We start from the raw sequence: 12,492 nt of genomic DNA, 5'->3' as shown, positions 1-12,492 counted from the left end.
TACCCCGACGCGGGTGCTCGGAGCGTATTCAGCGAACTGCCGGCCTACTGGGCGGCAATGGCAGGGAGTGCGTTGGTCTTGACCACGGCAGGCGGATTCCATTTCCCGATCAAGGCGACCGCCTTCGGTGCGTAGAGGCGCATCGTCAGGTTATACGGTCCGTCGGGAGCGGGAAGCCAATTTGCCTCCATGTCCTTGCCGGGGCTCTCGTGCTGGAAGTAGAGGTCGAGCGAGCCATCGGCGTTATGCTGGAACGGCATCCAGCTGCTGACCGCGAACCTGTTCAGCACGTTGGCCACCTGGAAACCCTGATGGTCGTAGAGGGTGATGGACCAGAAGGCGGCGGCGGGAGGCAACTGGTCCTTTTCGAAGTGGATCGTGTAGTTGTTCTTGCCGTCGAGCGGCTGCCCGTCCTCGTCGGCAAGGTTGAGCGGGTAAATGGCGTCTTCCGGAAGGTTGGCGCCAAGTCCCTGCTGGGCGACGATGGCGCGCTTGAGGTAGTAGTTGCCGTAGACGCCCATCGTGTCGGTGTTCATCGACCAACCGTTGGCGACCCGAGCGAGCGTTTTGACCTTCCAGTCCATCAGCTTCTGCGCAACCTCGGGCGCCGTTTTCAGGCCCTTTTGCACCGCATCGCTTGCCTTCGAAAGCTCAAACGTCTTGCCCGGCTCGAAGCCGATCCGCTTCAGTCGCGCAAGTATTGGCTGATCGGTACCGTGCGGCGAATGGAGCTTCAGGAGTTCGGCGGCATAGGCGAAGTACTTGTCGGCCGGCATGGTGTCGACCTGGGTCTTGGGAGGCGTCTTCATGTCGATCGACGGATCGATCTTCACCTCGGAAGCTTTCGGCTTCTGGTCCCACTCCGATAGCGACGTGACCTTGTAGCCATCCTGGATCTTGTGGACGGCATCGTAGTCCGGCGGACCGTCCGTCTTGGTACGCCCGATGATCCAGACATAGGGCGTCGGCGCATCGATCCTCTGGGTCCCCTCCGGCAGCTTGTACTCGTCGAATTTTTCGCGAAGGTCAGGCCGCCAGTTGGCAGGAGCAATGAGGAAATGACCGGCTCCAGTTCCGGTCGTGCGCCAGCCCGGCGATGCAAAAACGTCTGTCCACATGTCGAGCATGGGCAGCAGATAGTAGCGCCCCTGCGTATCCGGCGCCGACACCACCACCGGCTCCTTCGTCAGGTCCAGCCAGGCGCTGGAATAAAGCGTGTCGAAGTTCGGACGCACGACGACCTTCATGTCCGCCGGCGGGAATTCAGCGATATTGTTGAATGCGTTGGGAGGGCCGCCGATCAAGCCTGGCTTGGCCTCGGCGTTGGTGAGCTGCTGTCGCGTGATGTCCATCGTGATCAGGGGATAGAAATAGACATACGCCTCGACGCCGATCGCGTGAGCCTCTTCTTCGGTGATCGCCTCGGCGGCAGTAGCGGTCGCCATCGGCATAAATGCGACGACACTCGCTGTGACGCCTATTCGACAGAAATTGAGAAACGTCTTCCTTGCACAGTTTTTGCTGGCCCAATGCATGTCTTCCTCCAATTTTTGATCGAAAAGTGTTATTGCCTCGCCAGATTTATGGAATTCGTCGAGCGGATGCATTTCCTCCGTTTGGCGTGCTTGACCTCACACCTGTTCCGAACCTTCTCGCGGTGGTCCCGCGGTCCGGATCCGCAAGGTAACATCGCAGCTTCCATCACCATAGTAGTAGCGGAAACCCACAGCTATCCAGTTCCTGCAACACCCGTACGCCCGGCGTGATCAGCCCGCTTCACAGCCTCGGCCCTCATCGAAAAGGACACGATCCTCGCCGCCCGGAACGGTAAGGGGCCCCTATTTGTGAAATCCGGACTGCCTTCATCGGAGCCGAAATCCACAGCGCGGCGCTGCCTTCCCGCACGGTTGCTGTACCGGGCGACGGGCGCGTGCTAGCGGAGCGGCACGTTTTTCCGGAGGCCGAGAGCGCGTGAGGAAATTGACGGCATTGGCCGATTGGCTTGGCGATGGAAAGGTCGGCCCGCTCGATGCGGCGGTGGCCATCGCCGCCCTCTATGCGCTGCTGCAAGCCGTGAGCCAGGCCGCGATCGTGTGCTGGCTCGGAGCCGGCGTTGGCATCGACGACGCCGAACAGCTCATCTACCTGCCCTACCTGCAGGCCGGCTATGGGGGCTCCCAGCCGCCGATCTACACATGGATCAACTGGGCTGCCGCCCAAGCGTTCGGGACCAACGTCTTCACACTGCGTCTGGTGAAGTATCTGGTGTTCTTCGCCGGCCTCGCCGCCGTGCATGCCACCATGCGCAGCCTGGGCTACAGCCGCACGACGGCCGCCGCAGCCCTGTTCGGGATGATGACCCTCCCCCAGTGGGTATGGGAATCGCAGCGCGCCCTGTCGCATTCCGTCGCCGCGATCTGCTTCGCATCGCTGGCGCTTCTTTCGCTTGCACGGCTGGCCCGGCGGCAGTCGCCCGCGAACTACGCGACGTTGGGCATCTCCGCCGCCGCCGCCATCCTCGCCAAATACAACAACGCCATCGCCCTCGGCGGAATGCTTGCTGCGGCTTTCTCGATTCGCAAGCTTCGCCAGCCAATTCTCAAGCCCGGCCTGCTGATCAGCCTGGCCGCAGCGCTGCTCGCCCTCGCGCCTACGCTGGTCTGGAGCCTTGCCCATGTGGACCGCCTTCTCGCCCGAACCGGCAAGTTCAGCATCGGCACGGACGAACTCTCCTTCCTCTCCACGGCGCTGGCCGGCATCGCGAAGCTGATCGACGCCAGCTTCGAGTTCAGCATCATAACCGTCATCGTGTTCGGCGTGGCGCTTGCCATTGCCAAGGTGCGTCCGCCGGAGCTGCGGCACGCAGCCAGCCTGGGTGACAGCCTCCTGTGGCGCACGCTCGCTTTCGGCCTGGTGATCACCGCGATCCTGGTTGTCGCGAGCGGCGCGACGAACGTCCGCGACCGCTGGATGCTCCCCGTGCTGTTCCTGCTTCCCGCCGCGCTTGCCGCGTGGATAGAGCCGCTGGGCGAGCGTGGCAGGAAGGCGCAGGGCGTTGTGATACTGGCCGGCCTCCTCGCCGCCGTGCTCACCATGCCCGCCCTTTGGTACGTGCAGGCGTACGGCGGCTCCGGTCTGGGACGCACCGTCAGGCTCGACTATCCTGCCCTCTACAGCGAGATGAAGGCGGTGGAGCCGGTGCGCACAATCGTGTCGCAGGAATCCTGGATCGGCAATTTCAGGCTTGTCGACCAAGACCTTCACCTGCTGACCGAGGAAGTTCCCGCCTTTGCGACGCTTCTGCAGGAGCCGGCTGTCCTCATATGGCTCGACGACGCCTGCCCCCCCAGCGAAGTGCTCGACCCCCTCGTCGCCGCTGGGTATTCGCTCGACGGCCCCATCCACACGGTCGAGGCGAAGGAGCGCCGGGGCGGCACGCGGACTGTCTCCTTCATCGCGCTCGAGCAGTCCGACCCGGCCACCGCGGGTGCAGCACAGGCGCCGCTGTGCGCCGAATGAGTGGGGCGACCTCGCTTCGAAGGAAAGACGTGAGGCGGCCTCCGGCCGGTCAGCCCCGAACCGCGCTGCGCATCGGATCGATATCTGGTATCCGTTTGGACGCGATGTAGGGCAGGCCCTTTCGCCGCGAGGTCCAGCCGACCACGACCAGATCGCGCGCGGCAGGCTCAAAGCGTTGCGCCAGCGCCCAACTCATGCAGTCGACCGCGGCCACATCCGCCCTGCTTTCGGCGACGGCAATGATCGAATTGCGGTGACCCCCGCTCTCGATGCGATCGGAGAAGGTGTCGAGGCCTTCGCCCATGCCCGCTAGGTCGCGCGTCAGCGCCATAATGCCGGACATCGAATCGAGGCTGTTGTACGCGAGCCGTTTGCCGCGGAGCACGGCCAGCGGGATCGCCGCGCATCCATCGGCCGGCGCCGGCGCAGCCTCGCCGCAGCGCATCACCAGAGCGCTCGAATAGAACTCGCCCTGCCCTCCTTCGATGCCCGAATAGTCAGGCTGGCCGACGACTTGCACGTCATCCGCCAGACCGAGTTCCATCGGCCCCCAGCAGGCTTGGGCAAAAAGCAGGTCCGGATGTCGCCACAGGGTCGGGAAGTGGAACTCGTGCGAGGGCAATGTCGCCGGATCCGGCGCGATGACCTCCCCGCGCCTATCCCTGATGCCGCCAGGCACGGCCGGTATGTCCCCGTTGCAGCGCGCCAACTGCTCTGGCGCGTCGACGCCGGCTGCGCGCAGGCGATCGCGGATCGTGGCCCATTGCGCATCGACTTCCTCGGTGCGCTCGGGCCAGTCATACATGGGGAGCGCGGCGACGTATCTGCTCATAGAATCTTGGATAGCATGAGGTGGCGTTTATTGCGCCTGCATCGCACGCCCTTCGCGGTTGCACGAGAGAGGCGGAAAGACTACCGCGCCGGCAGCGTTCCGACGCCCGAAAGTCTACTCCTTCGGCGGCTCGGCGGGCACGGGTGCGGTCCCCATTCCGCTCACATTGTGAGCCCGCACCCGCGGTCGGAACGCCCGCCCGGGTTCCGACATGCGCCGAAGGAAGGGATGCGCCACGGGTTCCTTCGCCCTGAAGGCGAAATCCCTGAACAGCGCGAAATAGCTCGGATAGACGTAGCCGCCGTTCAGCTCGATCCATTCCTGGCGTCGCTCGCGGAATAGTTGCGGCAGCCGGTACCAGGGCGCCGTCGGCGCCTTGTGATGAACGAGATGAAGGTTGTTGTTGAGGAAAAAGAAGGCGAGCGGCGAGCGCTCGATGATGATCGTGCGGCCGTCAGGGCGTTCCGACCACTGGTGCTCGGCAAACGTGCGGATCGCGATGATCGACTGGCCGATCCAGACCGGCACGACCAGATAGAGCCACAACGGAACGCTGGAGGCGAACGCGATCAGCGGCACGACGATCGCCAGGCCCAGTCCGTGCAGCAGCCAGGCCTTGCGCACCGCCACGTCCCCATCGACGATCAGCTTGATTTCCGAATTCACGAATATCCAGGTACCCAGCAGCGGACCGAGCACGATGCGGCCCAGCATGGTATTGTTGACTTTAAGCAGCACCTTCATCGCGCCCGGCAGCTGCTCGTGCTGCCAGAAGGCGCGGTAGTAGCTTTCGGGATCGTCGAACGGGTCGGTCAGGCGCTCGTCGGCGTGGTGGCGCAGGTGCAGGGCGCGGAAGCGCCGAAACGGATAGACGAGGCCGATCGGCAGCCCGACGAGGAGTTCGTTGATCCATCCGGAGCGAGTGGGGTGGCCATGGGAGGCCTCATGCATCAGCGAAGACTGGAGCGCCAGCACCACCCCGAGCGCGACGAGAGACAGCACCGGATAGGGGGTGTAGGCGAAGAACAGCAGCCCCGCCCAGGCGGCATAACAAACTGCGATCAAGATGACCGTAGGCCATTCGACAGCTCTTGTGTTGATGCGACGTCGTCCAGTGCTCATGCTGCTCCAGCCTCGCAACGTCCGAATCTCGGCGCTGCTGACAGCATGGTGTCAGTAGACCGTAGGTGCTTCAACGCGACTTTGTGCATAATATGATGACTATGCGACGCAAAATAATCATATGTTGCGAATTGTAGACAAAAAGGGACTATAGGGGACAATCGGGAACTGGTGGAATGGACAAACGCGATCTGTCCCGGACGTTTCGCGAGCGGCTCAAGCAGCTCCTGCAGCGCTCGGACCTCAATCAGTCTGCATTCGCCGCGGCTGTCGGCATCGACCGATCGGCGCTGTCACAGCTCCTGTCCGGCGCCTCGACCCGGCTTCCGCGTGCCGAGACGCTTCTCAACATCGCCGAGGAGTACAAGGTTTCCCTCGACTGGCTTCTGGGCATGAGCCAGGACGAGGCGCTGACCGGCGAGATCCGCGACATGATGGAGATCGAGGAGGGCATTTCCGGCTACGGCGAATCCTTCATGGCGCGCTGGTACGCGGAGGCGGCCGGCGCCAAGGTGCGTTACGTGCCAGCCGGCATTCCCGACCTGCTGCGCACCGGCGCCCTGGTGGACTACGAGGCCGGAATCACCCATCGCGACCCCGACGTACAGGCCAGCGAGACGCGGGACCGCATCGACTACAACCGGCGACCGGAAACCGACATGGAAACCTGCATGCCGCGCCACACGCTGGAGATCTTTGCGCGCGGGCTGGGCGTGTGGGACCATTTTCCCGCCCATGAGCGGCGGGCCCAGCTTTTGCACATGGCCGACCTCCTGGATGACCTTTACCCGACGTTCCGGCTGTTCCTCTATGACGGCCGCTCCCGCTACTCGGTGCCCTACACGATCTTCGGCTCGTTTCGCGCGGCGATCTATGTCGGCGACATGTACATGGTGCTCAATGCGCCATCGCCGATCCGCACGCTGACGCGGCACTTCGACAACCTGATCCGGTCGGCCAAGGTCCATGCCCACGAGGCGGCGGCCCATGCGCGCCGTCTGGCGGAGATTCCGCTTGCCGATGCCCGCAGCTGACCGCCAGTTGCCCGTCTTCCTCGCAACCTGGAGCAACCTTGCAGGACGTCCGGCGAACCGTCATCGCCGCGATTTCGGGCTGCGCATTTCGTACAGCCAAGGGCGAGCGGTTGCGCGTCCTCGATCCGAAGGCAGCCAACAGGTCGCGGATTTCTGGGCTTTATCGCACCCGCGAGCCGCTCGACTGGGCTGAGCACGCCGGAGAGACGCGGCCACCTTGCGTGCAGAGCACGACCTGCTCGTCGTCGTCACCGCCTGTTCGGTCGATTTCCATCCGACCAACGGCGACGCCTGCACCGAGATCGAAGTCGAGATATTCGACTGAAAGTGGTCACAAGCGCAGGCGCAAATTGTTGACCCGACATAAAGACTTCTTTATATCGTTATTCCCATCCTGATCTTGCCGAAAGTCACCGCCATGCTGAACCCAATCGACGCTTTGCTGGCCGAGAAGGGCGTCCTTCTCGCCGATGGGGCCACAGGCACCAACCTCTTCAACATGGGCCTGCAGGCAGGCGAAGCGCCGGAAATCCTGAACGAGACGGCGCCGGACACCATTGCCCAGCTCCATCAGGGTTTTGTCGACGCCGGCGCCGATATCATCCTGACCAACACGTTTGGCGGCACCCGTCACCGGCTCAAGCTCCATCACGCCCAGGACCGCGTCTTCGAGATCAACAAGCGAGCGGCCGAGATCGCGCGCTCCGTCGCCGCCAAGGCCGGACGCAAGGTGATCGTCGCCGGCTCGGTCGGTCCGACCGGCGAGTTGCTGATCCCGCTCGGCGCGCTGAGCTACGAGGACGCCGTCGCCGCTTTCGTGGAACAGATCGAGGGCCTCAAGGCGGGCGGCGCCGAGGTCGCATGGATCGAGACCATGTCCGCCCCCGACGAGATCCGCGCCGCGGCCGAGGCGGCGATCAAGGTCGGCCTGCCCTATACCTATACAGGCTCGTTCGACACGGCCGGCCGCACCATGATGGGCCTGCTGCCGAAGGACATCCACGCGGTCGTCGACGGCCTGGGCCAAGCTCCGCTCGCCGTCGGCGCCAATTGCGGCGTGGGCGCCTCTGACATCCTCGCCTCGCTGCTGGACATGACGGACGCCCGGCCGGAGGCGACCGTCATCGTCAAGGGCAACTGCGGCATTCCGGAATTCCACGGCTCGGAGATCCGCTACTCCGGCACACCGACGCTGATGGCGGACTATGCGCGCCTCGCCGTGGATTCCGGCGCAAAGATCGTCGGCGGCTGCTGCGGCACCTCGTTCGAGCATCTCGCCGCCATGCGCAAGGCGCTCGACGCCCACAGGAAGGCCGCGCGTCCGACGGTCGAGACCGTCATCGAGCGCATCGGCCCGATGCGCAACAAGCGGGCAGAAGCCAATGCGCCCGAAGCCGGCGACGGCCGCCGCGAGCGCCGCCGCAGCCGCGGCTGAGGTTCGCATCCGTCTGGGCCTGACCAGGCCCATCCCTCCAATTGCATGAAAGAGGCCGGCAAGGGGTCTTCCCTCGCCGGCCTGCCTCGCCGCCCTTCCGGCTCCGCATCAGGGGATCCCACCCGACGGAGCCAGCAACTCGACCGCCTGCCTGCACACGCCTGCGGCATCGGCACGTCTCACTGCATCAACGACCGCGCATTGCGATTTCTTTCGCCGGGTTTCCCCGCGCGCTTCAAAATTCATGCGGAATTATCGGGAAAAATCAACCCTGGAGATCAAAGCCTATTGCAATCGCTCTCAATAGTTGTAGAACAAATAGGCAACATAAATCCTTCGCTATCCTGCCACAGGCAGCAGTTCGACAGCACTGGCAGTGTGAGGCGATGCCGGGAGGCAGCGGTTGCCAGGCATGCCAAAGAACATCGTCATATGCTCTGACGGAACTGGGCAGGCTGGCGGGCTCCGCCCGGACCAGAATTTGAGCAACGTCTACAAGCTGTACAGGGCAGTGCGCAGCGGCCCTGACAGCGGGATCAGCCCGGCCCGACAGGTCGCATACTACGATGCCGGACTTGGATCAGGAGAAGTCGAGACGGCATGGAGCAGGCTGAGGAAGGCTTGGAGTTCCGCTACCGGCACCGGGTTCACGCGCAACGTTGCGGATTGCTACGAGGCAATCCTGCGCCACTACGAACCGGGTGACCTGATTTTTCTCTTCGGCTTCAGCCGAGGAGCTTACACTGTCCGCAGCGTTGCCGGTGTCCTCAATTTGTGCGGAGTGCCGACACGAATGCCGGACGGCTCAGCCATACCGCGGTACGGCGCCGCGTGCCGGGCCATAGCCGAGGAAGCCGTGCACCGGGTCTACGAGCATGGCGCTGGGCGGCCGCGACGCGAATTCGAGGAAGAAAGGGAAGAGAAGGCGAGGCGTTTTCGAGACAAGTACGGCTCGGTGAGCGAACATCCGAAAAGGGGCAATGTGGCCCCATACTTCATCGGAGTGTTCGACACCGTTGCAGCGCTCGGTGTCTCGGGCTTCAAAAGGCTGGCCTATCTCACTGGCTTGCTGGGGGTGGGCGCGGGACTGCCCTTCGCGTTGAGTTTTGTCTTAGGCTGGATGACGGGCTGGAGTACTCTATGCATCTTCCTCGCCCTCCTGCTGGGCGCCGGCGTTGCCGCAGGGTTGTATGCGCTCAAGCATCGCATCAAGTTCATTCGAGACTTCCCGAACAAAGGCGACTTCCGCTGGCACTGGAGCTCATGGAAATTCGCTCACTATGACCGATTTCTCGATCCCCGCGTCAGGTACGCCCGCCATGCGCTCGCGATCGACGAAGACCGCGCTACGTTCGATCGGGTGCCCTGGGCAGGAGCCAAGGACCAGCCCGAAAGAACCAAGACGGAGCCCAAGTGGCTCATTCAGATGTGGTTCGCGGGCAACCACTCGGACATCGGCGGCAGCTATCCCGAAGACGAGTCGCGCCTGTCCGACATCGCACTCGAGTGGATGGTCGAGCAGGCTACAGGCGCCGATCCCCCGCTGATCATCGATCGAAACAAGCTCCATCTCTATCCCGACCCCACGGCAATGCAGCACTGCGAGATCGAGCGGGGCTTTGAAATGTATCCCCGATGGTGGCCAATGCGCCTAAGACGGAGTTGGAACCGCCAACGCCGAAGCTTCAGCCGCGAATTCGTTCAGCATCCGTCAGTCAAGGCGCGCATCGATGCTGGGGAGGTGTCGAAGATGGGACTGCGGATGAAATATGATCCTTACGCGGACCGCCCCGCGTGAACGCAACGCAACCACACGCCTGGGCGCAATTCACCGCCCGCCCGTGTCGAGCGCCGCCGCCAGCCTGACCAGCGACAAGAACTCCGAGCGATAGCCGAACGGATCGGTTCCGCGCGCCGCGGTGGCAATCTCGGTGATGCGCTCCCAGCCCATGTCCGCGGTCTGGTCGGCGCCCCTGAGCTTCTGGCCGAAGGCTGCGACCGCCACCGAGAAGCGCTGGTCGGCGCTCGCCGCGTCGAAGGACGGCGCCTCGTTTGCGCTGGTGACAGGCGTGGTGATCAGCTTCGACACGTCACCGTCCGGCGCCTTGTAGCGGATCTTCACGAAGGCGTATTCGTCCGCATTGGCGACGCCGCCATTGCTGGTCGAAGCCTCGCCGTAGCGGAGGCTGTCGATCATCTCCCCCCCGCTGCCCTTCGGCGTGATCTCGTAGATCGCCGTCACCGAATGGCCCGAGCCGATTTCGCCGGCGTCGACCCGGTCGTTGTTGAAATCCTCGCGGGCGAGCGCCCGGGTCTCGTAGCCGATCAGCCTGTATTCGGAGACCTTCGCGGGATTGAACTCGACCTGGATTTTTACGTCCTTGGCGATCGGGAAGAGCGTCGAGGAAGCGTCCTCCACCAGCACCTTCTCGGCCTCCTGCAGTGTGTCGATGTATGCCGCGGTGCCGTTGCCGTTCTGCGCGATGGCCTGCATCATAGTGTCGTTGAGATTGCCGCGGCCGAAACCGAATACCGAGAGGAACACGCCGGACCTCCGCTTCTCCTCGATGATGCGCTTGAGATCCTGGTCGTCGGTCTGGCCGACATTGAAGTCACCGTCGGTCGCCAGCATGACGCGGTTGACGCCGTCCTTGACGAAGGATTTTTGGGCAAGCCGGTAGGCTTCCCTGATCCCGGCCTCGCCAGCGGTCGAGCCGCCCGGCGCCAGCGTGTCGATCGCCTGCAGGATTCTTTCGCGCTCAGACGCCTTCGTGGGCTCCAGCACCGTGCCAGCGTCGCCCGCATAGGTGACGATGGACACGGTGTCGTCGGGCCTGAGCTTGTTGACGAGCAGCCGGAACGCCGACTGCAGGAGCGGCAGCTTGTCCGGCTCGTTCATCGAACCAGAGACGTCGAGCAGGAAGACGAGGTTCGCCTTGGGTTGCTCGGCGGGCTGCACGTCGTAGCCCTTGATGGCGACGTGCATCAGTTTGGTGTTCTGGTTCCACGGGCTCGGCATCACCGAAACGTCCGTGTTGAACGGTGTCTCGGCGCTGTGGGGGCCTTTCCAGTCATACGGAAAATAGTTGATCATCTCCTCGACGCGCACTGTGTCGGCCTGCGGCAGCACGCCTTCCTTCAGCGAGCGGCGTGCGAACGAATAGGAGGCCGTGTCGACGTCGATCGAGAAGGTCGAGACCGGATCCTCGGCCGTCGAATGCACCGGATTGGTCTTGAATTCCTCGACCCTGTCCCGGTTCGCTTCCGGCTGAAGGAGGATATCTGCCGGCGCCGGCGCCGGCATCGGGCCCGATTGCTTGGCCGCTTGGCGTGACAGCCGCGTCGGGTTGTTGAGCACGGCGCGCGGTGCTGCCGGAGCGGAGGAGAGTTGGTCCGCCATGGCGCCGCGTGCAGCTTCGCTCCGACCGCCGGCGATGGTCTCGGCCTCGGACGCGGCGGGCATCTGAGCAACCTCTCCTGCCGCCTGGTCGGCGTCATTCTTCATACGCTCGGGAGAAGGCGGGGGCAGCTGGTCGCGTCGCTCGACCGCGACCTCCGCGGGCTTTTGCACCGGAGACAGCGCGGCCCCCTTGCCGGAGGATTCCGCGAAGTCCTCGCCCTTCCGTTCAAAGCCGAAGGGATTTCCATCCATCAGGGTGAAGGCGGCATAGCCGGCGATGGGCAGCGCGACGAGCGTCGCCAGGGCCGGCGTCGCGAGCAGTTTGTGTTGCATCATGTCTCTCCAGAGCTTTCTTGCTCGCTCGGTGAGACGCAATGGCGCGGCCGATTCTTGGGCACCGGTCGACGTATTTTTCGCATCGAAGCTTTCCACTGCGGCGCGCAGCGCGGTCGCCCTCGCCTCCGCGCGGGGGGCCGGCACTGTCGCGGTACGCAGGATGTCGAGTTCGTCCTTCTCAACCATGATCAGTCTTCCCCGGCCGAGAGCATCATCTCACTCAGCCGTTTCTTCGCTTCATGGACGTGCCAGGAGACGGTGGCTTCGGCCACCCCCATCGCATCGGCCGCCGCGGCGTGGTTCATGCCCTCGCCATAGACCAGCATGACCGCCTCGCGCTGCTTGTCGGAGAGCATGCGCACCGCGATCCAGAGCCGTTCGGCCGGATCCTCCGGCGTCCCTTCGTGCAGCGCACCGCCCGCAATCAGCGCGTGCACGCCGAAGGCCTCGGCCTTGGCGCCGTCGCGCACCTGCTTGCGCTTCAGGTCGCGCGCGGCGTTCAGGGTCATGGCGTAGAGCCATGTCGTGAAGGCGCCCTCGCCCTTGAAGCCGTGGATCGCCTTTCCCACCCGCACGCACACGTCCTGCGCGATGTCCTCGGCGTCGGCGCGGTTGCCCGCCCAGCGCCAGGCGACGCGATGGACGAAAGCGTAGTGCCTCCCGACGAGTTCGCCGAAAGCCTCCCTGTCGCCCTGTCGCGCCCGTCCGATCAGTTCCGTGTCGGACGCCGCCCGTTCTTCCAGCAAGATCGCCGTCATTTCACCGTTGGACGAAGAGATTGCGGCGTTCCTTTGGGGGAGCGTGAGAGAATTTT

At 63.9% G+C, this 12,492-nt stretch carries 9 protein-coding genes; 4 read left to right on the top strand and 5 right to left on the bottom strand.

Going from position 1 to position 12,492, the window contains the following annotated elements:
- Positions 1-44: 44 nt before the first annotated feature.
- Entirely contained in the window at positions 45-1,445 is a 1,401-nt protein-coding gene (locus PD284_RS12515) for a DUF1254 domain-containing protein (RefSeq protein ID WP_338036650.1), read from the bottom strand.
- Between the two features lie 544 nt (positions 1,446-1,989).
- Between PD284_RS12515 and PD284_RS12510 the strand changes: the two genes are divergently transcribed.
- Positions 1,990-3,519 (top strand): glycosyltransferase family 39 protein, encoded by a 1,530-nt coding sequence (locus PD284_RS12510; protein WP_274628520.1) that lies wholly within the window; start codon positions 1,990-1,992, stop codon positions 3,517-3,519.
- A gap of 49 nt (positions 3,520-3,568) precedes the next feature.
- Here PD284_RS12510 and PD284_RS12505 read toward each other — a convergent pair whose 3' ends face one another.
- Together PD284_RS12505 and PD284_RS12500 are read right to left on the bottom strand one after the other, a co-directional pair.
- On the bottom strand, positions 3,569-4,351 hold the full coding sequence (locus tag PD284_RS12505) for a phosphate/phosphite/phosphonate ABC transporter substrate-binding protein (RefSeq protein WP_274628519.1): 783 nt from the start codon (positions 4,349-4,351) through the stop codon (positions 3,569-3,571).
- Between the two features lie 114 nt (positions 4,352-4,465).
- A complete protein-coding gene (locus PD284_RS12500; RefSeq protein ID WP_274628518.1) occupies positions 4,466-5,473 on the bottom strand; it encodes a fatty acid desaturase in 1,008 nt (335 codons plus the stop codon).
- A gap of 176 nt (positions 5,474-5,649) precedes the next feature.
- Between PD284_RS12500 and PD284_RS12495 the strand changes: the two genes are divergently transcribed.
- The 3 genes from PD284_RS12495 (at position 5,650) to PD284_RS12485 (ending at position 9,740) form a co-directional block, all read left to right on the top strand.
- On the top strand, positions 5,650-6,507 hold the full coding sequence (locus PD284_RS12495; RefSeq protein ID WP_274628517.1) for a helix-turn-helix domain-containing protein: 858 nt from the start codon (positions 5,650-5,652) through the stop codon (positions 6,505-6,507).
- Positions 6,508-6,925: 418 nt separating this feature from the next.
- Positions 6,926-7,942: a betaine--homocysteine S-methyltransferase gene (gene bmt / locus PD284_RS12490; RefSeq protein ID WP_274628516.1), complete on the top strand. Its 1,017-nt coding sequence runs from the start codon at positions 6,926-6,928 to the stop codon at positions 7,940-7,942.
- A 412-nt stretch (positions 7,943-8,354) separates the two neighbouring features.
- The gene (locus tag PD284_RS12485) at positions 8,355-9,740 is read left to right on the top strand and encodes a DUF2235 domain-containing protein (protein ID WP_274628515.1); all 1,386 of its coding nucleotides are present in this window, start codon (positions 8,355-8,357) and stop codon (positions 9,738-9,740) included.
- Between the two features lie 30 nt (positions 9,741-9,770).
- Here PD284_RS12485 and PD284_RS12480 read toward each other — a convergent pair whose 3' ends face one another.
- Positions 9,771-11,864, bottom strand: coding sequence for a VWA domain-containing protein (locus PD284_RS12480; RefSeq protein WP_274628514.1), 2,094 nt, complete (start codon positions 11,862-11,864; stop codon positions 9,771-9,773).
- A gap of 2 nt (positions 11,865-11,866) precedes the next feature.
- Positions 11,867-12,436 carry an RNA polymerase sigma factor gene (locus PD284_RS12475; protein ID WP_274628513.1) on the bottom strand — a complete coding sequence of 190 codons (570 nt, stop codon included), beginning with the start codon at positions 12,434-12,436 and terminating at the stop codon, positions 11,867-11,869.
- Positions 12,437-12,492 lie beyond the last annotated feature (56 nt).

The sequence above is a fragment of the Mesorhizobium shangrilense genome (genome assembly GCF_028826155.1).
Taxonomy (GTDB): Bacteria; Pseudomonadota; Alphaproteobacteria; order Rhizobiales; family Rhizobiaceae; genus Arvimicrobium; species Arvimicrobium flavum.
The sequence above is the reverse complement of the archived record's forward strand: the minus strand, read 5'-3'. Positions and strand labels throughout refer to the sequence as shown.